Raw genomic sequence first — 19,978 nt, forward strand, 5'->3', positions numbered from 1 at the left:
CCGCTGACTTCGACGAGCACCTCACCCTTGATCCCACAGGGCCGGCTGCCCTGTTGCATACAACCGCGCTTCGTCCATGAGTTTCTGCGCGGGCGGTGTCAGGTGAGTTTTCCGGCAGACGGCGGCGACGTGCAGATACGACTCCGGGACGATCCGGTGAATTCTGGCGCCCGCCTGCCGCGCCGACGGCGCCCACGACGACGGCATGACCGCCTGGCCGAATCCACTGAGCACCATCGGCAGGATCGACGTTCGATGTGCAACCTCGGCGGCGATGGTGGCGTCGACGCCACTCGCGAGCACCTCGTCGACGAGTGTTCGCATCAACGAACCGTGCTGGGACACGATCAGTCTCAGTCCGGACAGTTCGGACCGTTCGATGACCGGGGCGTCCGGGGTGTTCGCGCCCGCGCCCGAGATGAGGATCAACGGTTGGCTTTCCAGTGCCACGACCTCCAGCTCGGGGGCACGGACGTCACTGGGCGAACCCAGAATTCCCACTTCGCACGCGCCGGTTCGCACTGCGTGCAAAACCTCGTCCGGGGTGAAGGCAGCCTCGGCGTTCACGGTGACGGACGGATACGACGTGCTGAACCGAGTCAGGATGGTCGTCAACGGCTCGATACCCGGTGAGGGCATCGTGATCAGATCTACACGTCCACGACGCAAACCCTTCAACTCCTCGACCGAGGCGGCCGCGTCGTCGAGGTCTCGCAGCACCACCCGCGCGGGGCCGATCAAGGTCTCGCCCGCATCGCTCAGGACCAAGCGTCGTCCGATGCGGTGGAAAAGCGGAACACCCAGCTCCCGCTCCAACGATGCGATCGACTGAGACAGAGACGGCTGCGCAATGAGAAGCGCCTCGGCTGCCCGGTTGATGCCCCCTTCGTCGACGACGGCCAGAAAGTACCTCAGATGCCGCGCGTCCATCCGTCGAACCTCCTCGGGTGTGATGACGCTCCGTGAAGCCGGTGCCCGAGCACGCACTCTACCTGCGAAAATCCGACTCGATTAGGAAAAACCGATAAGCCGGATCGGCTTTTGGTCTTGGACGCCGATTGCCCTGTCACCCCTTAATGGTTCAAGACAGAATGTGACCTGCACAACAACGGAGGAACTCATGGCAATCGAACCCACCACATACAAGATCGCGTCCATCCCGGCCGACGGTGTCGGTCGCGAGGTGGTCGAGGCGGGCCGGCGCGTGTTGGACGTTCTGGCCGCGCAGTCCGGCGGCAAGTTCGCCTTCCAGTGGGACGAGTTCCCCTGGGGCTGCGGCTACTACGCCGAAACAGGCAAGATGATGGCCGACGACGGACTGGACACTCTGAAGGGCTACGACGCCATCTACTTCGGTGCTGTCGGCTGGGAAAACGTTCCGGATCACATCAGCCTGTGGGGTCTGCGGCTCAACATCACGCAGAACTTCGACCAATGGGCCAACGTTCGCCCGGTGAAGTTCCTCCCCGGCGTCCAGTCGCCGCTTCGGAAGGCCGACGACACCGAACTCGACTGGGTCGTCGTCCGCGAGAACAGTGAAGGCGAGTACGCAGGCCTCGGAGGGCGCAACCTGAGCGGCCGCGGACCCGGGAACGAAGTCGCACTGCAGACCGCGCTGTTCACCGAGAAGGGATGCGAGCGCATCATGCGCTTCGCGTTCGATCTAGCCCGTACCCGTAGCGTGAAGAAAGTCTCCAGCGTCACGAAATCCAACGCTCAGCAGTACGGAATGGTGCTGTGGGACGACGTCTTCAAGCGCGTCGCACTCGATTACCCCGACGTCATGACCGAAAGCGTGCTCGTCGACGCCATGAGCGCAAAGTTCATCCTGCATCCGGAGGACCTGTCCGTCGTCGTGGCCTCCAACCTCAACGCCGACATCCTCTCCGACCTCGGTTCCGCCCTTGCGGGAAGCCTGGGCGTCGCCGCGAGCGCGAACCTCAACCCCGAGCGCCGCTTCCCGAGCATGTTCGAACCCGTTCACGGCTCGGCCCCCGATATCGCAGGCAAGGGGATCAGCAACCCGATCGGCGCCATCGCCAGCGCAGCGTTGATGCTCGATCACTTCGGGCTGCACGCGGAAGCGCGCCGCGTCGAATCTGCGATCGAAACGGCGACCGGTGGCGGCGCACTGACGCGCGACATCGGCGGTACCTCGGACACCCACGAGGTCACCGAGGCCATCGTCCATGCACTGCAGAACGCCCTGACACCCGCCTGATCCACCGCGTCACCCACGTCGGTCGGTAACTCTCGACCAGCAACGAAGAAAATGCGAACTCTCACCCGAGGTGAATCTCATGGGAACAACAAGCAGCACAGCGAGTTACCAACCGACCACGGTGAAGAAACCCTGGTACAAACAGCTCTACTTCTGGGTCATCGTCGCCATCGTCGCCGGCATCGGTGTCGGATGGCTCTGGCCTAGCACCGGCGAAGCGATGGAACCGATCGGAACCACCTTCATCACCGCGATGAAGATGCTCATCGGGCCGATCGTGTTCCTGACCATCGTCGGCGGCATCGCCTCGGTCGCAGACCTCAAGAAGGTCGGCCTGACCGGCATCAAGGCTCTGACCTACTTCCAAGTCGGCACCATCATCGCGATGCTCACCGGCTTGGTGGCCATCAACATCTTCCGACTGGGTGACGGGGTCAACGCGGACGCAGCATCCCTCGAAACCACCGACTCGGCAAACAGTTTCATCAAGGCAGGCGAGGAGAAGGAATGGTGGGAATTCATCACCCACCTCGTCCCGGACAGTGTCGTCGGCCCCTTCGTCGAGGGCGACATCCTTCAGGTCATCTTCCTTGCCGTCATCTTCGGCGTCGCCATCAATGCGGTGGGCCAGATCTCGGATCCGATCCGAGATGCCGTCGAGCGACTCACTGCGGTCGTGTTCAAGGTCCTGAGCTTCATCATGAAGCTCGCCCCACTGGGAGCCTTCGGAGCCATGGCATTCGCCATCGGCAAGTACGGCGTGTCCACGCTCACCAGCCTCGGCAGCCTCATCCTTCTGTTCTACGCCACCTCGGCACTGTTCGTCATCGTCGTACTCGGGTCGGTCATGGCGTACCTGCGGCTCAACATCTTCCGAATGTTGGGCTTCTTCAAAGAAGAACTCCTGCTGATCCTCGGCACATCAACCGCCGAACCCGCTTTGCCGGGGTTGATGCGCAAACTCGAATACGCAGGCGTCAAGAAGACCACCGTCGGCCTCGTCGTCCCCACCGGCTACAGCTTCAACCTCGACGGCGCCGCGATCTACCTCTCCCTCGCTGCGCTCTACATCGCGCAGGCCACCAACACCGACCTGACGATCGCCCAGCAGCTCGGACTCCTCGGCGTCATGCTCCTCACCTCCAAGGGAGCGGCAGGAGTGGCCGGCGGCGGATTCATCGCCCTGACAGCGACATTGAGCACACTGGGCACCATCCCCGCCGCAGGCATCATGCTCATCTTCGGCATCGACAAGTTCATGTCCGAATGCCGCGCACTGGTCAATTTCATCGGCAACGCCGTCGCCACCCTGTTCGTCGCCAAATGGAACCATGAACTCGACGTCGACCGCGCCCGCCGCGTCTTCGCCGGCGAAGTACTTCCCCCTCCCGAGGGCGACACCGAGAACGACTTCGACATGGAAGTCCTCGAACACCAGCCGCAACCCGTCACCGCGCGCTCCTCGGCAGTTCACGAACAACTGCAGCCCGCGACACAGTCGAGCAGCTCGAGTCACAGCTAGGGCGCCACTACGACCGAGTGCTACGAATTGCCCGATACTTCACGAATTCGCGGATTAGCGCCGAATCGACGAAGTATCGGGCAATTCGTGTCTCCAGACCACACTCTGTGCAGCGTCAGCCGACCGTCACGTATCCGATGACCATGTCGGTGAGCATTTTTCGAAGACGCTCCCGGTTCTCGGGCGCGACGGGGTCGAACTGGAACAGCCAGTCGAAGGTGTACTGGTTGGAGACGCGGAAGAAGCTGAAGCTGGTGATGGTGAAGTGGAGGTCGACGGCGTCGATACCGTCTTTGAAGACTTTCGCCTCACGGCCGCGGTGGAGGATGTCGGACAGTAGATCCAGTGCCGGGCCGGCGAGTTCGCTGCGCTCCCCGGATTGTCCCAGGTAGAAGGCTTTGAGCGTGTTCTCGCTCGCCATCAGACGGACGAAGTCGGGGTTCCGCTCGTGGTAGTCGAAGGTCAGCTCGACGACGCGCCGGAGTGCGTCCACGGGATCGAGTTCGTCGACGTGAACCCGCTGCTCCTCGGCGCGAATGTTGACGATCGCGCTCTCGAGCACCGATCGGTAGAGACCTTTCTTGTCGCCGAAGTAGTAGTAGATCATCTTCTTCGTCGTCTTCGTCCGTAGCGCGATGTCGTCCATTCGGGCGCCGGTGAAGCCCTTGGCCGCGAACTCCGCCATGGCCTCCGTCAAGATGTTGCCCCGAACATCCCCGCCGCGTGCACCTCGGCGGCCCTGAACCTCGGACGCTGTCGACATCGTGTCGAACCCCCTGGCTGTCTCCACTCGTTCCCTACGCCTGTTCGGCGACTTACACCAGACAGTGAACCACGGTACAGGCCGATCCGGTGGACGAAGACGTCGATCGCGGGGCCGGAAGGCCGGTACACGCCCATTCTTTTTGGCATCCGTCGATTCAACTGGGGCATCGACGCCGGTAGAGCGGCACGAACAGCTGTCTCCACCGGTCAGCGCGTGGACATTGTCTGCCGGCGATCTATGGACGTGTCGACGATCACGTTGTACGGTTCGCCTAGTTCACCAAAAAGTGAAACCCTGTTCATGCAGACGAAGTAGTCGCTGCCGATCGCGCAATCGGGAGCAGTCGCACCACCGAGCGGTGCAGGCACGCCGGAATGCCTGCGCCCACCAGTCCTCGTCGAGCCCGCACCGTGTCGGCAACCCCAGTCGTCGTTCGGTCACAACGATCCAGCCCTGAATTCGATCCCTCACCGAAGGATGAATGGCCATGACAGCATCCGAAATACAGACAAGCGCAGCGCCCGCAGGCGTTCCGACTCCTGCCGCACCGCCGGTTCGAGTACCGACCCGCAGGCCGTGGCCTCGTCGCGACTCGCTCGTCACCGGCACCAAAGCCGTCGTCGGCATCCTCGGGCTGTTGGGCCTGTGGGAACTGGCAGTGGCGATAACCCGACCTCCTGAATACATTCTGGTCGGACCCGTCGCGGCGTTCGCCGAACTGTTCTCCCGCTTCGACTATTTCGCGACGAACGCCTGGGTGACGATCGGCGAGGCGCTGGCTGGATTCGTCGGCGGCACGTTGCTCGGCATCGTGTGCGGGGGCCTGCTGCACTATTCACCGACGATCCGCACGTTTCTCTATCCGGCCCTCGTCACGATCGACACGATTCCCAAGGTCGCCCTGGCACCTCTGTTCATCGTGTGGTTCGGCTTCGGCTTCGAGTCGAAAGCGTTCGTCGCCATGGCAATTGCATTCTTCCCACTGGTCATCAACACGTTCGACGGTCTCAGCACCGTTCCGCACGAGCTGAAGGAACTGGCGCGGATCAACAAGGCGTCGACATGGAAGCGTCTGACGAAAATCGAGTTCATCTACGCACTTCCGTCGATCTTCTCCGGTGCCAAGATCTCGATCTCCCTTGCTGTGGGCGGCGCCGTCGTCGGTGAGTTCATCGCCGGGTCGAAGGGCCTCGGATACGTGATCATGCTCGCCAACAGTCAGGTGGATCTGGCCGCCATGTTCGCGGCGTTCTTCGTACTCGCCGCCATCGCGTTGGTTCTGTTCTTCGTCGTCGACTTCGCCGGCAAGAAGCTCATGCCCTGGAAGTCCCACGCGAAATGACCGATCGAACTGGAGACCAGAATGCGTAGGACACGCACTGCGGCGTTGATGATCGCCGCCGCCCTCGTCGCACCGTTGACCGCCTGTAGCGCAACAGGATCCGGCGAGAAGATGTCGCTGATGGTCGACGTCGGGTACCTGCCCAAGCACGCACCCTTCTTCGCGGCCGTTGATCGTGGATTCTTCGAGGAGGAAGGCCTCGACGTCACCGTGATGCCCGGATCCGGGTCGGGTAACACCGTCGCCGCCGTGGATACCGGCAAGGTCGACGCCGGGTGGGCCGATTTCGGTGTCACCGTCCTCAACCAGGGTCGCGGCGCTCAGGTGACGCAGGTGGACCTGCTGCAGGCCCGGTCGGCCTACGCGGTGGTTGCCTTGTCCGACGGCGACATCCACAGTTGGGAAGACCTGCCGGGCAGAACCATTGCAACCGAGGGTGCAGGCGCGATGACAGCCATGTGGCCGTACGCTCTGAGCAAGTTGGGCCTCTCCGCCGACGACGTGAACGTGATCCACGCGGCCAGCAGCGCCAAGATTCCCGGGCTCGTCTCGGGCCAGTGGGACGCCAATTTGGCTCTCTCGGTATCCGACGGTCCGGCTATCGATGCCCTCGGCAAGGAGCCGGTGGTGTTGAAGTGGTCCGACCTCGGCATCGATCTGTACGGCAACGGAATCGTCTTCTCCAACGAGCAACTGCAGAACAACCCGGAGCGCGTCGTCAAGTTCAACCGGGCGCTGCAGAAGGCATACCTGTGGTCCTGCGAGAACCCGGAGGGCGCTGCCGACTCGTTCCACAAGGAGGTGCAGGGGTACGAGACCAGCACCGTCGTTCTTGCCCTGGACGAACAGTGCGCGCTGAACAATCGCCTCGGCGAGGAGTCGGAGCCCTTCGGCCTCATGACCGACGACGGCGTCCAACAGATGATCGACGTCTCCCGAGAGTTTCTCGGTCTCGATCCGAACTCGACGCTGACGCCCGCACAGGTCTACAGCAACGACTACATCGACCCACTACCCACTTCCGACGAGATCTCCGCACCATGACCGCCTACCTGACCGGGAGAGAACAATGAACAAGGCAGTTGAAGTCAACAATGTAGGGGTCTCGTTCCGATCGCGCGACGGAGACACCAACGCGGTCCTCGACGGCGTGAACTTCGACGTCGAGCACGGCCAGTTCGTCTCGATCGTCGGCCAGTCCGGCAGCGGCAAGACGACCCTTCTGAAAACCATCTCCGGGCTCCAGGCGGCGACGAAGGGCGAGGTGCTCATCAAGGGCGATCCGATCGCCGCGGGTGTCGAAGAGATCGGCATGGTCTTCCAGAGCCCGGTCCTGCTGCCGTGGCGCAACAACCTCGACAATGTCCTGCTGCCGCTGGAGTTCAGAGGCACTCGCGACAACGCATCGAAGGCCAGGGCACTCGAACTCCTGGACATGGTGGGGCTCAAGGACAAAGCCAAGCGCTACTCCTACGAGTTGTCGGGCGGTATGCAGCAGCGAGTCGCCATCTGTCGGGCTTTGGTGTCGGACCCGGAGCTGCTCTTGATGGACGAACCGTTCGGTGCACTCGACGCGATGACCCGCGACACCATGAACTTCGAGATCCAGCGCATCTGGCAGAAGACGGGATGCAGCGTCGTCTTCGTCACCCACAGCATCTCCGAGGCCGTCTGGCTGGGTGACCGCGTCGTGGTCGTCGGAGACCGCCCGGGCCGGATCATCGCCGACATCACGATCGACTTGCCCCGCCCCCGCGACAAAGAGCACCGCTATTCACCCACGTTCGCCGACTACGTCACCGAAGTCGAGTCGCACATCGGGGTCACTGCCGGAATCAGCTGACCTCGACTAGTTTTCAACGACAGGAGTATTCATGTTGCGTCTATCCGCACATCTCGACACGCTGGCCGACGAGTTCGGCCTGCACCCCCGGAAGAGTCTGCTGTTCTCGGCCATTCGGTTGGACTCCCATCCGCTCGTCACGCCACTGATCGCATCCCGCGACGGTGAGGACGCCATCCTCCTCGTCCGCCAGCAGGAACAGGGCAACGTCCTCTCGGCCGGCGTCGCCCCCGAGCGCATCCGCTTCTACGCACCGTGGGTCACCATCGATCCACGTCCCATCGCCGATGTCACCGTCGCGCAGAGTCTTACCTCCCTGGTGAAGAACCTTGCCGACGACGACGCCGTGCATCTCGACGCCGACGTGGTCTACAGCCACCAGTTGACGCTCTCGGACAGCCTGACGGTCACCACCGAACCTCTCGCTCCGAGTCCTGTTCGTGTTCACGCGATCTCGACGTCGGAGATCGTCGATCGGTTCACCGACTGGCGTCGACGTGGGGCCGACGTCGCCACCGCGCTGATTTCCGACGTGCCGCACCTGCAGGGTCTGACCGAGGATTTCGGTGCCGCGGACACTCGTTTCAGGGGCTTGGAATCCATTGCCGCCGAACGCAGTGTCGACGGTCTGGTCGTGCTCGCGCCGCCGAACTTCTCCGAGATCACCGGCAGGTCGGCACGCGGTGACATCGCAGTGTGGTCACCGGGGAGCGACCGGGTGTTCGTGATCACCACCGCCGACGGAAGCGAGTACGGCGACGCGGTCGGCCACTATGCCTCTCTCGCCGAGGCCGTCGCGGCACTGGTGCCCGGGAAGCGGATCGGTATCGAGGAAGAATTCATGTCCGTCGGGATCGCCGGACAGCTCGTGGCCGCCGGGTTGAATCCGGTCTCCGCGTCGATCGATCTGGCGCACTGGCGCGACATCCGCGATCACGAAGACCTACCGTTCCAGGTCATCGCGGCCAGGACGAGCGTGTACGCGATCGAGGAGGCGCTGGCCTGGGCCGAACAGGAAATCGACGCAGGCAACGAGTTCACCGAACTGGACATCTACGGCCGCTACGTCGACTTCATCGACAAGTTCACGACCGAGAATGCCATCGGGTTCGTCGTCGAGCCGTATTTCACCAACCTGCACTCGTCGAACCGCATGCTGTTCCCTGGCCCACCCGTCGACTTCCCGATCAACGGGGACACCACGTGCATTCAGCTCGACGCCGGTGTGCAGGTGACCATCGACGGCGTCGTCGTCGCGACGTCCGACATGGCGCGTTCGCTGCCCCGCACTCCTGCAGCCAAGGAGGCGTACGAGTTCTTCTTCACCGTCGTGCGGGAGGGCATCATCGGTCAACTTCGTCCCGGCGTCGTCTGCGAGGACGTACACGAAGGAACACTGCAGTTCCTGGCCCCGCACCTCCCCCGCATGATCGAGATCGGAATGCTGGGCGAGGACACCGATTTCGACACCATCTATCGTCGCCGCAACGTCGGCCATCTCATGGGCAAACAGGAGTCCTTCGCCAACGAGCTGCGTCCCGGGTACAAGCACGCCTTGGACGTCGGATCGTACGGCGCCGCCGAGATCCCCTGGCGGTACGGAGATGTGGCAATCGGAACCGAAGATCTCTGGTTCATCGGCCGGAGCCGAACCTACAACCTCACTCGACGCGACAGGACCACGGCATGACCGACACCAGCACCATCGATCCCCGGCAGCGTCTCGCAGAACGGAACCTGAGCTTGCCCGAGCTCGGCGCCCCGGCGTACTCGTACGACGCCTGGACGCAGCACCGCGACGTGCTGTACCTGTCGGGACAGATCTCGCGGACCCCGAGCGGAGAGATCCTCAGCGGCAAGGCAGGGGTGGACGCCACCACCGAGGACGCCGCGGCCGCCGCCGAGGTCGCCGCTCTCAATCTGCTGGCCAGAATCGACCAGGCCGTCGGACTCGAGAACGTGACGCAGGTTCTCAAACTGAACGTCTGGATCGCCAGCGGACCGGACTTCACGGACCAACCGGCCGCTGCCGAATCCGCGTCGGGACTTCTGATCGACGTGTTGGGCCCTGCGGGTCGTCACGCTCGAACGACGTTGCCGACGCATGTGCTGCCGAAGAATGCTCTGGTCGAGCTGGAAGCCGTCGTCGCTGTAAGGCAGTAGCGTTCAGCTACCGACCGAGGCCAGGATCGGCGACGGTACGGCCACGAACAGTTCGGCGGTGGCGATGCGGCGAACCGCCCGACGCAGCGTGACCGAGTGCAGCAGTCCGGCCGAGTCCAGGGCGATATCGACGTCGAGAACCCCCGCGGCGGTGCCGATTCGGATGGAACCCGGCCATCCGATACGGGCATTGGTCGCGACCACCCCACCGGAGACGGTGGCTGCGGCGGCAACGGCGACAGCGGACGTCAGACCGATGGCCGGATGGGGCGCCATCATCGACAGCATGCGGACGGAGATGTCGTAGTCGGCCGCGTCGACGTCGACACCGGCGGTTGTGCGGTAGTCCCGCGGCGGTCCGACGACCCCCACCTTGGGGATCGCGTGGGTGATCGGCTCGTCGGGTGCACTGAGTCCCATGCGAAGCGCTGCTTGTCTGCGCAGTGCTACGAGAACCGGCAGATGCAGGGCGAGAACGTCGTTGGGTTCGGACGCGCCGAGTCCCAGGTCCGAGGCGTCGAAGAGAGCCGCCGGGGCGCCCGCTCGAACGAGGGTGCCCCGGTACTCCTTCCCGTCCAGTTCGATCCTGTCGACGGCTTCACCCGTCGGCAGAAGCGAGACTCGATCGGCAGCAAGATCGGTGAAGGTCAGCCCGACGGGGACGCCGAGTGCGGTGGTGCCGGGCACTGCGGCGTCGCCCTCGGTGGGGACTCGGCCGCCGGGTGTCGCGATGTCCGCGGCGAGAATGGCACCGGTGTTCTCGTTGCGCATCCGGACGACGGTGACCGTGTTGCCTACGGGAACCAGTCCCGCCTGCACCGCGTAGAGACCGATCGCGGTGGCGCAGTTGCCGCAGTTGCTTCCCCATTCGACGGTTCGATTCTCGACGGCGACCTGCGCGAACAGGTAGTCGACGTCGATGCCGGGGGTGGCCGAGCGTCGCACGATCGCTGCTTTGGACGTTGTCGAGCTTCCCCCGCCCACGCCGTCGAGTTGGCGGGGATCTCCCGACCCGAAGGCTGCGGTCAGGATCGCGTCCAGTCCCCCGGCGTCGGCGATGTAGGGGTCGATGTCCACGGCATTGAACAGCCAGCACTTGCTGGTGCCGCCGCGCATCCAGGTTCCTCGAAGAGTGAACATCCGGTGTGCCTTTCGATCATGTTCTGAAGCTTGATCCCAGCGTGCGTTCTCAGCGCGTCAAGGACAATTACGAAATATGTTCGTGAGGCTCAGGAGAACTTAACGCGATCAGAGCATCTCCGGCACGACGACGAGGATCAGCCAGCACAGCGCAGGTGCGATGGCGACGACGATGCCTGCGTTGAGGAGAAGCTGGCGGTAGAAACGCGGTCTCTCGATGTTCTGAGCGTTGGCCAGCACCAGTGCGCCGTTGGTGGAGAACGGGGAGACGTCGACGACGGTCGCCGAGATCGCGAGGGCAGCCACCACTCCGACGACGGGCAGCGCTCCGGTCCCGAGCAGCGGCATCGCGAGCGGGATGATCGCGGCCAGCAGCGCCGTCGACGACGCGAATGCCGAGGTGACGCCGATGACGTAACAGAGAACGATCGCGACGACGATCGGTGCGCCGATCGTGATTGCCATCTCGGCCAGGTGATCGATGGTGCCGACCTCTTCGAGGATCGAGATGTAGGTGACCATGCCTGCGACCAGCAGGACCGTCGACCAGCTTATGTCCGCGATCGCCTCGCTCTGCTTCTTCAAGTCGGTGAAGGCCAGGACGGCGCCCGCGCCGATCGCGATGAAGCTGATCGGCAGATGCAGGACCAGGACGAGAACGAGAAGCGCGCCGATGAGGAACAACGTCAGCTTCTGCACTGCCGTGACGGGCTCGGGCGCGCCGAGCACTGCGGTGCCGCCTGGCCTGGCGAGAACCTGCGTGGCCTGACGACCACCGCCGGCCGGAACTCCCGCACCCCCGTCGCCGCCGGTCCGGGGAGTCATACGAGGTGAGCCGTCACGCGACCCGCTGGTGGGCTCGGGTTCGCTGGTGCCGGTGGCGGTGTACTCGAGACCGCGGACACGCGCCAACGTGGCGTAGCCGACGACGGTCAGGACCGAGAGCAGCAGGTTGATGCCGTAGCTGGCGAAGAAGAGGGTCCACGGGTTGATGGACAGCCCGTTGGATTCGACGATGTCGCGGACCAGCACACCCGACACGGAGATCGGTGAGAAGGCGCCTGCGTGAGCGCCGTTGATGGCCATGATGCCCATGACCAGAGGGCTCATCCTGGTGCGAGCGGCGAATCCCATCGCGGCGGGCGTGATCAACGCGACGGCCGCCGGGCTGAACGTCCCCAACGCGGTGAGTACCGATGCGGCGAAGAAGAACACCCACGGCACCACCGTCACTCGGCCGTGAACGGCCCGGATACAGCTGTTCACCAGTAGGTCGATAGTGCCGTTCTTCTTCGCCATTCCGAAGAAGTAGGTGACGCCGACGATGGTCAGGACGATCGAACTCGGGAAGGCCGTGAGGATCTCTTTGTCGTCGTATCCGAGCGCGAAGTACCCGACGGCGAACGCGCCGATGAAGCCGAGGATTCCGATGTTGATCGGGAAGAAGGTTGCAATCACGAACATCGCGACCAGGGCGACGAGTGGCAGTAACTCGATGGAGGTCATGGGAGGTCTTTCGGTGGCTGGGTCGATCCTTGGTTACATTCAGCGCTTGAACGTTGTCCACGTCACATTATTGACCTGTGCCGTTCAGAACAATATCGTTCTGCTACCAACTCGTTTAGCTCAACTGAAAGCAGACCGGCTGTGCAGCACTCCTTCGACGTGGTGACCTTGTTCCTCCTGCTCGACATTGCCGAGGCGGGTTCGCTGACCGCAGGCGCCGAACGCGCGAACATGACCCCGTCCGCTGCGTCCCAACGCATCGCCAAGCTCGAACACAGCATCAAGCAGCCGGTCCTGACGCGGCTCCCCCGCGGCGTGCAGTTGACGGAAGCAGGAGAGATCCTCACGAGCAGGGCCAGACTGTTCCGCCGTGAGATGCGGGCGGCAAGCGGCGATCTCGAAGCAATCCGCGGATTGACGCGTGGATCGGTGAGACTCGGCTCGTTCCCCACCGTCAGCGCATCACTGCTCTCGGACGCACTGAAGGACTACCACGCACGATGGCCGGGGGTCGACGTCCGCGTCAGGTCGGCGGTACGCCCTCAGCTGCTGGACATGCTTCACTCCAGCGAAGTGGATCTGGCCCTGCTGTGGAGCTACGCATGGACGGAGGAAGCCGAGAGGTCGCTGTCGCTCGAATCGTTGATGGAGGACGAGACCCTCCTGCTCCGCCCGATCACCGACACTCACGCAGACAGGGAAGTTGCCCTGTCCGACCTCGAGAAGTCGAGGTGGATCATCCGAAGCAGCGACCACCCGGCCGCCGAAGTGTTGTTCCGCAGTTGCCGCGCAGCAGGATTCGAGCCGGAAGTGGTGTACGAGGCCCACGATTATCAGGAGATCGAAGCCATGGTCGCCGCCGGAGTCGGCATTGCAATGGTTCCCAGACTTGCAGTGGTACACCATCGCCCGGATGTACAGACCGTTCGCTTCCGCGCACAGGACAACGTTCCGACACGCGTCATCTACATCGCGTCGCTTGCCCGCCGCCAGTACACACCCGCGATGTACGCGATCTCCAGCGCCCTGCGGGGTGCCGCGGACCGCATCGCAGGAGCCCCTGCAACGGCGTGAGCCGGGCCGATCACGCCTGAAGCGACGCGTCACCACCACACCGTGAGGTAGCGTCGGGCAATGGGTGTCTCGGAGTTCGGTGCGAAGAAACTGACCATTGCGGCCTGCGCTCTGGTGCTGATTCCCATCACCGCCTGCACCACGTCACAGGACGACGCCTCCGCGCCCGAGCCCTGCACGTTGCCCGCGTCGGACTCGGTGACGACGGTGGACGCGGCGCCGTCGGCCGGCGGTGACATCGGTACCAATCCGGAGATTGCCACCGGGTATCGCTCCGGGATGGAACCGGTCGACACCACGGACTTCGCTGTGTCGACGGCCAATCCGATCTCCACCGACGCTGCGTGCGAGGTGCTGGCGGACGGCGGAACCGCCGCCGACGCATTGATCGCCGCGCAGACCGTCCTCGGTCTGGTGGAACCACAATCGTCAGGAATCGGCGGAGGCGCGTTCCTCCTCTACTACGACGCGGCGTCGGGCGACATACAGGCGTACGACGGACGTGAGGTCGCACCCGCGGCAGCCACCGGTGACTACCTGCGGTACATCGACGACGTGAACCGGACGGTGCCCCAGCCCGACGCACGGTCCAGCGGCAGATCGATCGGCGTGCCGGGCGTCATGCGTATGCTCGAGCAAGCCCACGCCGACCACGGAAAGCAGGACTGGGCGGAGCTCTTCGATCCGGCAGTCGCGCTCGCGGACAACGGCTTCGAGATCAGCCCGCGAATGGCACAGTCCATTGCCGATTCCGCGCCGAAGCTCGCGCTCGACCCGTCGTCGAAAGAGTACTTCCTGAATCCGGACGCGTCCCCGAAGGCCGAGGGAACGGTACTGACCAATCCTGGGATGTCGAAGACGTTGTCCGCCATCGCATCAGGCGGCGCCGACGCCTTCTACACCGGCGACATCGCGCAAGCCATCGTCGACGCCACCGCGGACACCTCCGCCGGCCGGACACCAGGACTGCTGACCATGGAGGACCTGGCCGCCTACGAGCCGAAGACCAGAACCGCCGTCTGCACCGAATACCGAGACCACGACATCTGCGGGATGCCCGGTCCGTCGTCCGGTGGGATAGCCGTCGCGTCGACGATGGGGATTCTGTCGAACTTCGATCTCGGCCAGTACGCGCCCACCGACATGGATGCCGACGGCGGTGTCCCGACGGCCGAGGGTGTACATCTGATCTCCGAAGCAGAACGGCTCGCCTACGCTGATCGCGACTTCTACGTCGCCGACCCGGATTTCGTACCACTGCCCGGTGGTTCACCCGACGCCCTCCTCGACCCCGAATACCTCTCGGGGCGTGCGGCTCTCATCGATCCTGCGCGCAGTATGGGCAAGGCCGAGCACGGCGACTTCGGCCCCGTGCAGTTCGCGTCGTCCACCGAGCAGGAACACGGAACCAGCCACATCTCCGTCGTCGACAGCTACGGAAACGCCGCGTCGATGACGACGACCGTCGAGTCCGCGTTCGGCTCGTTCCACATGGTCGACGGCTTCCTGCTGAACAATCAGCTGACGGACTTCTCCGCCGAGCCCGTGGCACCCGACGGCACTCCGTTGGCCAACCGAGTGGAACCGGGCAAGCGCCCACGCAGTTCCATGGCGCCGACCCTCGTCTTCGACAAGACCGACGACGGCAGCCGGGGCGACCTCTCCTTGGTCGCAGGTTCGCCCGGCGGATCCGTCATCATTCAGTTCGTCGTCAAGACACTTGTCGGCGTTCTCGATTGGGGAATGAACCCCCAGCAGGCCGTCTCGATGGTGGACTTCGGTGCGGCGAACTCCCCTGCCACCAACTACGGCGGTGAACACCCGAACGTCACCGGCCCGGACGACCCCGTCGTACGCCAACTCGAACAATGGGGACACCAGGTCTCCACGGCGGACCAATCCAGCGGCCTCAGCGCCCTCCAGCGCACCGACAACGGTTGGACCGGCGGCGCCGACCCTCGTCGAGAAGGCATCGTGCTGGGGAACTGATCGAGTCACGACCGTTTCGGCCCAGATCGACGTTGGTCAGATCTATTGGTCGGCGAGACCCGTTGCTGTCGAAAGGTATTCACGTGCGTCCCGAAATGTTTGCGTCACGCCGCGTCCCGCGACGGCACGGTACCGACTGATCTGATCGTCGTCGAGAAGATCGAGCACCGTGCTGGAATCGGTGTGCATCCATCCGCCGTCGCGGACCAGTTCGTGGGCACGTTTGCCCTGCAGGGCAGAAATGCCCTCGACCCGGATTCCATTCGGGTCGGTCGACGCCGCGATGTAATAGGCCTTCTTGCCGGGGTAACCGGCCTTGACCTTCGCACGCAACCGCAGGACAGCGTCGACCGCGTCGTCGATGGCAGACGACTGCTCGTCGGAACCCGAATCGGCAGCAGCGACTCGCGCAATCTCCGCATCCAGTCCAGCAAGCAACGTGGCCAGGTATTCGAGATCACTCATCCCCTCATGATGCCCTACGACGAACGGACTATGTCTTTACAAACTGATCTAGCACGTTCTAGTGTTGGCTGACCACCACACCAGGAGACTGACATGCAGATCGGACTGATCACGGATTCGCTGAGCCATCTTCCGTTCGAGGAAGCGCTCGACATCGCCGCCGAGGCCGGTCTGTCGTCGGTGGAGATCGCTACCGGCAACTGGTCGACTGCGCCGCACGCGAACCTGTCCGAACTCGTGGAATCCGAAGCGGCCCGCGCGAAACTGACCGACGCAGTCCAAGCGCGACATCTCACGATCAGCGCGCTCAACGCGAACGGCAATCAACTCCACCCCGTCACGGGACCTGCCCACGACGACGTCGTCCGCCGCACCATCGAGGCCGCCGGGTTGCTCGGGGTGCCCACCGTCGTACTGATGTCGGACTACCCGGTGGGCCCGGCGACTCGTCGGCCAACTGGATCACCACCTCGTGGCCGCCCGAGAACCTCGCGATTCTCGAGTACCAATGGAACGACATCGCGCTTCCCTACTGGGATTCATTGGCACGCTTCGCGAAAGACCACGGCGTACGGCTTGCAGTCGAAATGTGCGGCTCGCAACTCGTCTACAACGTCTCGACGATGAAACGACTCGCCGACGCAACCGACCCGACCGTCGTCGGGGCGAACCTCGATCCGTCGCACCTGATGTGGATGGGCGCAGACATCCCGTCGGTCATTCGCAGCCTGGGCCGCAGCATCTTTCATGTGCACGCCAAGGATGTACGAATCAACCGACACAATGCAGCACACAACGGCGTGCTCGACACCGTCGACGTCACCGATCCGCATGCGCGCGCATGGTATTACGTCACACTCGGACTCGGGCACCTACGACGCCACACTGAACATCGAGCACGAGGACGCGTTGGTCAACGCTGCCGAAGGTGTTCGGAAGGCCACTCGCCTACTGCAGCAAGTGATTCTCGAACACGCACCCGACTGGCAACCCGCACAGATCTGAGCGGCGCTGCCTTACCGGTGAAGCGCTCGGGTTACCGAGAACGGGTCGAAGTCACTGCACCACGACGGTAGCGTCGCTGTCGAGACGACTTCTCCGGACCGTATCTCGGCGACCAGATCTCGCCCGACGATGGTCCCGGCGGCGTGTACGCCACGGAGCATCGACCCGAGAAGCACAGATCGCCGCCGCAGCCGCGCACTCCACCCCACGCGAGGGCCTGGCTTCATTCATCGCGCAGTGTCAGAACGTGGTGTCCGGCAGCGAATTCACCGCAGGCTGCCCATCGGGCAGCCGCAGTCTCTCGCGCCACCACTCCCGCGGTCGCAACATCGCTGGTCGAGCACGGCATCGAGCAATCCACCGCAGAATCCCTCGCGAACACGATCTTGGCAGCAATCGAAGGCGCCGTGATGGATGTGCGTGGCACAGCGCTCGACGATGTCGAGCAGCACCTGACCGTGCTGCTCGATCACCACCTCACCCAGGCAGACCCCCGCCGACAGCGGGCCTGATCAACTTTTCAGTCGAGCGCCCACGTCATCGATACGACGGTTCCCACTGCGGAGTGGTCGAGAGCGAGGTGATCGCTGACGGCTGCGGCCAGATCGAGTCCGTGTCGGCGGTGGGGCGTGGGATCAGGAGGTTTCCAGATCCCGGCGTCGACGACGGTGATCGTGATGGTCGAGTCCTCGCGGACGGCAGTCAGCGTCATGATTCCGGGTTCGTCCGAGGTGGTGTACGCGTGCTCGACGACGTTGGCGAGGGCTTCGTAGGTGGCGAGCTCGATGGCGTCGACGAGGTCCTCGGTGACGTCGAACGATGCAGCCCAACGTCGTACGCGTCGACGCAGCATCGTCGCAGACGACGGGTCGGCGTGGCCATGGTGTGTCCACCGAGCGGGGTCGACGGCGCGGTGATCGGCGTTGCGTTCGGTCATCAGGTCGCGTCGCTGTCCTGGCCGCTCACGTGCGCGATCGCGGAAGCGAGATCAGGGAAGGCCTGCATGAAGCGATCTATCCCGCTGAGCTCGATCGGACGCAGCACGACCGGCCGCGTCGCAACCAGCGCCATCACCGCCCCTTGCGGCAGATGCTCGGATGTCTTGACCAGGGTCGTGATGGCGCTGGAGGACAGAAAAGCAGCGTCGGTGAGGTCGACGACCAGACCACCCTCGGCCTCGGCAGCAGCGGCAAATGCAGCTGTGGCCAGATCCGGCACGACAGACATGTCCAGTTCGCCGTCCACAGTCAGCACCCGAGTCCGCCCCGTCGAGGTGAGTACAGCGCAAAACGGTGACGGATCCGCGTCGTCGGTCACCACGAGTGCACATTCTTCTGCGATGTCCACAGCATCATGACCATCTCAGTACCCGTCGTCCATGCGGCCAACCCTCGACACCCTCACGCGCCTACGCGCCCTGGCCCCCATCGCGAACCCTCGTGTCGTCAGGCATGTCGATCGGAGTTCTCTCGGAGAAGATGTTCGGCGCCGAGAGCGCCGAAGATTCTGCACGCGACGCGGTTCGCGCCGACCACCTGCATCTGCTGCCCGAATGCTTCCGAGGCATCGACGGCGTCGATGATCGACCTCGCCGCACCCGAGTACAGAAACGTCACAGCCGAGAGATCGACATCGACCTTCGATCCGGTGCGTATCGCTCGGTCGAGGACTGCGGCAACGTCGGTACGGGACTCCATCTCGAACTCCCCCGCCAGTCGCACCACCCTGCGGTCGGCGGATACGGCTTCCACATCGATGTCGTACCGGTCCGCCGCATCGGCAACCACGCTCGGCGGCGCGTGCGTATCGGTCCACGAGAAGGAGGAGTCGGGCATGGCGGTGGTCATCGTGTCCTCTCCCGGGTGCTCGCGCCGTGACGGACTCGTGACCGTCACTCCTGCGTCACCTCGTTGACTGTGCAATTAGTTTTCCAGTGTCCGATATCGAAGACTCGACCGGTCTATCTCGAATTGATAACCAGGGAATAACATCGCGATAACGGCTCTTCGGGGATCGATCGCGGTAGCTCCCCGGCCGAGACGGAGCGCGTCGGTCACGTCGGAGTATCGGTCACCGTTGTACTGACCTCGCTGACGGCGGCGACGAATTCGACGGCGATCGAACGAAGACGGCGATTGGTGTTCTGAGACCGAGTGGACAGGATGTCGAAAGCCTGGTCGGGTCCGATGCGATGCAGAGCCATCAGGATCCCTTTCGCCTGCTCTATCGGGGCCCGATGTTCCATAGCGGTACGCAGGCCGTCCACGGTGTCCTGGGCGGCGCCGATCCGCGCGAAGTCGCCGACGGCGGATCCGATCGCGGCGGTCAATGCCGCCAGCAGGGATCGATCGATATCGTCGAAAGCATGCGCGGTGCGGCTGTAGAGGTTGACGGCACCGAACGTCACCTGCGCCGACGAGATGGGTTCGGCGACAATCGAATGCACACCTGCAGCGCGGGCGGTCGGCCCGAAGTTCGGCCATCGCTGGTCGATCACGTCGCAGTCCGCGACCACTGTTTCCGGCGTGCGAGCAGCGGTCAGGCACGGCCCGGAATCGAGGTCGTACTGCTCGAGGTCGATAGCCATCGTCGAGTCGTCGGTCGAGCACGCAGTGAAGCTTCGGCCGTCGACGTCGATGGTGACACTGGCGTGGTCGACGTCCCCGATGTGCTCGCATGCTACTGCGACGAGCCGGTCGAGGGTTTCGAGGACATGGTCGTCGTCGCGAATGGAGTCACCGATCGAAGCGACCACCGCCCCGAAGCGAGCGGCAGCCGCGCGGGTTGCGTCGTCGGCGGCAGCGAGGCTCTCGCCCTCCGCCGTACTGGCATCAGTGACCACAGAATCCTTCACCAACAGATTCGACCACACGATCATCCGGAACCGGAATCGAATGCGCCGCCGATGCTCGACTTACCGCAGGGGGGCCAGGTTTGGGTAC

At 63.8% G+C, this 19,978-nt stretch carries 21 protein-coding genes and 1 pseudogene; 13 read left to right on the forward strand and 9 right to left on the reverse strand.

Going from position 1 to position 19,978, the window contains the following annotated elements:
* Positions 1 to 21: 21 nt before the first annotated feature.
* Positions 22 to 930: a LysR family transcriptional regulator gene (locus H292_RS0114795; RefSeq protein WP_020111916.1), complete on the reverse strand. Its 909-nt coding sequence runs from the start codon at positions 928 to 930 to the stop codon at positions 22 to 24.
* A gap of 190 nt (positions 931 to 1,120) precedes the next feature.
* Here H292_RS0114795 and H292_RS0114800 point away from each other — a divergent pair, with 190 nt between their 5' ends.
* Together H292_RS0114800 and dctA are read left to right on the forward strand one after the other, a co-directional pair.
* Entirely contained in the window at positions 1,121 to 2,221 is a 1,101-nt protein-coding gene (locus H292_RS0114800; RefSeq protein ID WP_020111917.1) for a tartrate dehydrogenase, read from the forward strand.
* Positions 2,222 to 2,300: 79 nt separating this feature from the next.
* On the forward strand, positions 2,301 to 3,743 hold the full coding sequence (gene dctA, locus H292_RS0114805) for a C4-dicarboxylate transporter DctA (RefSeq protein WP_020111918.1): 1,443 nt from the start codon (positions 2,301 to 2,303) through the stop codon (positions 3,741 to 3,743).
* A gap of 115 nt (positions 3,744 to 3,858) precedes the next feature.
* On the opposite strand, the gene H292_RS0114810 is transcribed toward dctA, so the two are convergent.
* Positions 3,859 to 4,506, reverse strand: a complete 648-nt coding sequence (locus H292_RS0114810) for a TetR family transcriptional regulator (protein WP_019663760.1) — start codon at positions 4,504 to 4,506, stop codon at positions 3,859 to 3,861.
* A gap of 490 nt (positions 4,507 to 4,996) precedes the next feature.
* On the opposite strand from H292_RS0114810, the gene H292_RS0114815 reads away from it, so the two are divergent.
* The 5 genes from H292_RS0114815 to H292_RS0114835 are packed head-to-tail and all read left to right on the forward strand — an operon-like array spanning position 4,997 to position 9,857.
* Positions 4,997 to 5,851 carry an ABC transporter permease gene (locus H292_RS0114815; RefSeq protein WP_231383853.1) on the forward strand — a complete coding sequence of 285 codons (855 nt, stop codon included), beginning with the start codon at positions 4,997 to 4,999 and terminating at the stop codon, positions 5,849 to 5,851.
* Between the two features lie 21 nt (positions 5,852 to 5,872).
* Entirely contained in the window at positions 5,873 to 6,895 is a 1,023-nt protein-coding gene (locus H292_RS0114820) for an ABC transporter substrate-binding protein (RefSeq protein WP_020111919.1), read from the forward strand.
* 25 nt (positions 6,896 to 6,920) lie between these two features.
* Positions 6,921 to 7,694 (forward strand): ABC transporter ATP-binding protein, encoded by a 774-nt coding sequence (locus H292_RS0114825; protein ID WP_019663763.1) that lies wholly within the window; start codon positions 6,921 to 6,923, stop codon positions 7,692 to 7,694.
* Between the two features lie 31 nt (positions 7,695 to 7,725).
* Positions 7,726 to 9,384: a M24 family metallopeptidase gene (locus H292_RS0114830; RefSeq protein ID WP_020111920.1), complete on the forward strand. Its 1,659-nt coding sequence runs from the start codon at positions 7,726 to 7,728 to the stop codon at positions 9,382 to 9,384.
* Positions 9,381 to 9,857 carry a RidA family protein gene (locus H292_RS0114835; protein WP_020111921.1) on the forward strand — a complete coding sequence of 159 codons (477 nt, stop codon included), beginning with the start codon at positions 9,381 to 9,383 and terminating at the stop codon, positions 9,855 to 9,857. Before H292_RS0114830 ends, H292_RS0114835 begins: the two co-directional genes overlap by 4 nt.
* A 3-nt stretch (positions 9,858 to 9,860) precedes the next feature.
* Here H292_RS0114835 and H292_RS0114840 read toward each other — a convergent pair whose 3' ends face one another.
* Together H292_RS0114840 and H292_RS0114845 are read right to left on the reverse strand one after the other, a co-directional pair.
* The gene (locus H292_RS0114840; RefSeq protein ID WP_019663766.1) at positions 9,861 to 10,997 is read right to left on the reverse strand and encodes a PrpF domain-containing protein; all 1,137 of its coding nucleotides are present in this window, start codon (positions 10,995 to 10,997) and stop codon (positions 9,861 to 9,863) included.
* 108 nt (positions 10,998 to 11,105) lie between these two features.
* The gene (locus tag H292_RS0114845; RefSeq protein ID WP_019663767.1) at positions 11,106 to 12,503 is read right to left on the reverse strand and encodes an SLC13 family permease; all 1,398 of its coding nucleotides are present in this window, start codon (positions 12,501 to 12,503) and stop codon (positions 11,106 to 11,108) included.
* A 141-nt stretch (positions 12,504 to 12,644) separates the two neighbouring features.
* Here H292_RS0114845 and H292_RS0114850 point away from each other — a divergent pair, with 141 nt between their 5' ends.
* Positions 12,645 to 13,577: a LysR family transcriptional regulator gene (locus tag H292_RS0114850; protein WP_019663768.1), complete on the forward strand. Its 933-nt coding sequence runs from the start codon at positions 12,645 to 12,647 to the stop codon at positions 13,575 to 13,577.
* A gap of 60 nt (positions 13,578 to 13,637) precedes the next feature.
* Positions 13,638 to 15,566 (forward strand): gamma-glutamyltransferase, encoded by a 1,929-nt coding sequence (ggt, locus tag H292_RS0114855; RefSeq protein WP_020111922.1) that lies wholly within the window; start codon positions 13,638 to 13,640, stop codon positions 15,564 to 15,566.
* Between the two features lie 42 nt (positions 15,567 to 15,608).
* On the opposite strand, the gene H292_RS0114860 is transcribed toward ggt, so the two are convergent.
* On the reverse strand, positions 15,609 to 16,031 hold the full coding sequence (locus H292_RS0114860) for a hypothetical protein (protein WP_020111923.1): 423 nt from the start codon (positions 16,029 to 16,031) through the stop codon (positions 15,609 to 15,611).
* Between the two features lie 93 nt (positions 16,032 to 16,124).
* On the opposite strand from H292_RS0114860, the gene H292_RS28590 reads away from it, so the two are divergent.
* From H292_RS28590 to H292_RS28865, 4 genes and pseudogenes are all read left to right on the forward strand, one after another.
* On the forward strand, positions 16,125 to 16,658 hold the full coding sequence (locus H292_RS28590; protein WP_231383854.1) for a sugar phosphate isomerase/epimerase family protein: 534 nt from the start codon (positions 16,125 to 16,127) through the stop codon (positions 16,656 to 16,658).
* Positions 16,574 to 16,780, forward strand: a pseudogene (locus H292_RS28800) (sugar phosphate isomerase/epimerase family protein); the annotation flags it as partial. The gene H292_RS28590 and the pseudogene H292_RS28800, both read left to right, overlap by 85 nt.
* Positions 16,781 to 16,862: 82 nt before the next feature.
* A complete protein-coding gene (locus tag H292_RS28805; protein WP_331271171.1) occupies positions 16,863 to 17,036 on the forward strand; it encodes a hypothetical protein in 174 nt (57 codons plus the stop codon).
* 143 nt (positions 17,037 to 17,179) lie between these two features.
* Entirely contained in the window at positions 17,180 to 17,548 is a 369-nt protein-coding gene (locus H292_RS28865) for an LmrA/YxaF family transcription factor (protein WP_020111926.1), read from the forward strand.
* A gap of 8 nt (positions 17,549 to 17,556) precedes the next feature.
* Here the strand turns inward: H292_RS28865 and H292_RS0114875 are convergent, their stop codons facing one another.
* The 4 genes from H292_RS0114875 to H292_RS0114890 form a co-directional block, all read right to left on the reverse strand.
* A complete protein-coding gene (locus tag H292_RS0114875; protein WP_020111927.1) occupies positions 17,557 to 17,973 on the reverse strand; it encodes an ATP-binding protein in 417 nt (138 codons plus the stop codon).
* Positions 17,973 to 18,383, reverse strand: a complete 411-nt coding sequence (locus H292_RS0114880) for an STAS domain-containing protein (protein WP_020111928.1) — start codon at positions 18,381 to 18,383, stop codon at positions 17,973 to 17,975. The genes H292_RS0114875 and H292_RS0114880 overlap by 1 nt, the downstream gene beginning before the upstream one ends.
* Positions 18,384 to 18,481: 98 nt before the next feature.
* The gene (locus tag H292_RS0114885; protein WP_231383855.1) at positions 18,482 to 18,883 is read right to left on the reverse strand and encodes an STAS domain-containing protein; all 402 of its coding nucleotides are present in this window, start codon (positions 18,881 to 18,883) and stop codon (positions 18,482 to 18,484) included.
* Positions 18,884 to 19,089: 206 nt separating this feature from the next.
* Positions 19,090 to 19,878 (reverse strand): ANTAR domain-containing response regulator, encoded by a 789-nt coding sequence (locus H292_RS0114890; RefSeq protein ID WP_231383856.1) that lies wholly within the window; start codon positions 19,876 to 19,878, stop codon positions 19,090 to 19,092.
* Positions 19,879 to 19,978 lie beyond the last annotated feature (100 nt).

Origin of the sequence: Rhodococcus sp. 114MFTsu3.1, from assembly GCF_000383555.1 — a bacterium.
Lineage (GTDB): Bacteria > Actinomycetota > Actinomycetes > Mycobacteriales > Mycobacteriaceae > Rhodococcoides > Rhodococcoides fascians_E.

Bases quoted from the DNA above. Each gene is read 5' to 3' on its own strand.
- H292_RS0114795 (WP_020111916.1), bottom strand. From the start codon at position 930: ATGGACGCGCGGCATCTGAGGTACTTTCTGGCCGTCGTCGACGAAGGG.
- H292_RS0114820 (WP_020111919.1), top strand. From the start codon at position 5,873: ATGCGTAGGACACGCACTGCGGCGTTGATGATCGCCGCCGCCCTCGTC.
- H292_RS0114845 (WP_019663767.1), bottom strand. From the start codon at position 12,503: ATGACCTCCATCGAGTTACTGCCACTCGTCGCCCTGGTCGCGATGTTC.
- H292_RS0114815 (WP_231383853.1), top strand. From the start codon at position 4,997: ATGACAGCATCCGAAATACAGACAAGCGCAGCGCCCGCAGGCGTTCCG.
- H292_RS0114830 (WP_020111920.1), top strand. From the start codon at position 7,726: ATGTTGCGTCTATCCGCACATCTCGACACGCTGGCCGACGAGTTCGGC.
- H292_RS0114800 (WP_020111917.1), top strand. From the start codon at position 1,121: ATGGCAATCGAACCCACCACATACAAGATCGCGTCCATCCCGGCCGAC.
- H292_RS0114875 (WP_020111927.1), bottom strand. From the start codon at position 17,973: ATGACCGAACGCAACGCCGATCACCGCGCCGTCGACCCCGCTCGGTGG.
- H292_RS0114840 (WP_019663766.1), bottom strand. From the start codon at position 10,997: ATGTTCACTCTTCGAGGAACCTGGATGCGCGGCGGCACCAGCAAGTGC.
- H292_RS28805 (WP_331271171.1), top strand. From the start codon at position 16,863: ATGCGCGCGCATGGTATTACGTCACACTCGGACTCGGGCACCTACGAC.
- H292_RS0114885 (WP_231383855.1), bottom strand. From the start codon at position 18,883: ATGACCACCGCCATGCCCGACTCCTCCTTCTCGTGGACCGATACGCAC.
- H292_RS0114860 (WP_020111923.1), bottom strand. From the start codon at position 16,031: ATGAGTGATCTCGAATACCTGGCCACGTTGCTTGCTGGACTGGATGCG.
- ggt (WP_020111922.1), top strand. From the start codon at position 13,638: ATGGGTGTCTCGGAGTTCGGTGCGAAGAAACTGACCATTGCGGCCTGC.
- H292_RS28590 (WP_231383854.1), top strand. From the start codon at position 16,125: ATGCAGATCGGACTGATCACGGATTCGCTGAGCCATCTTCCGTTCGAG.
- H292_RS0114825 (WP_019663763.1), top strand. From the start codon at position 6,921: ATGAACAAGGCAGTTGAAGTCAACAATGTAGGGGTCTCGTTCCGATCG.
- dctA (WP_020111918.1), top strand. From the start codon at position 2,301: ATGGGAACAACAAGCAGCACAGCGAGTTACCAACCGACCACGGTGAAG.
- H292_RS0114835 (WP_020111921.1), top strand. From the start codon at position 9,381: ATGACCGACACCAGCACCATCGATCCCCGGCAGCGTCTCGCAGAACGG.
- H292_RS0114810 (WP_019663760.1), bottom strand. From the start codon at position 4,506: ATGTCGACAGCGTCCGAGGTTCAGGGCCGCCGAGGTGCACGCGGCGGG.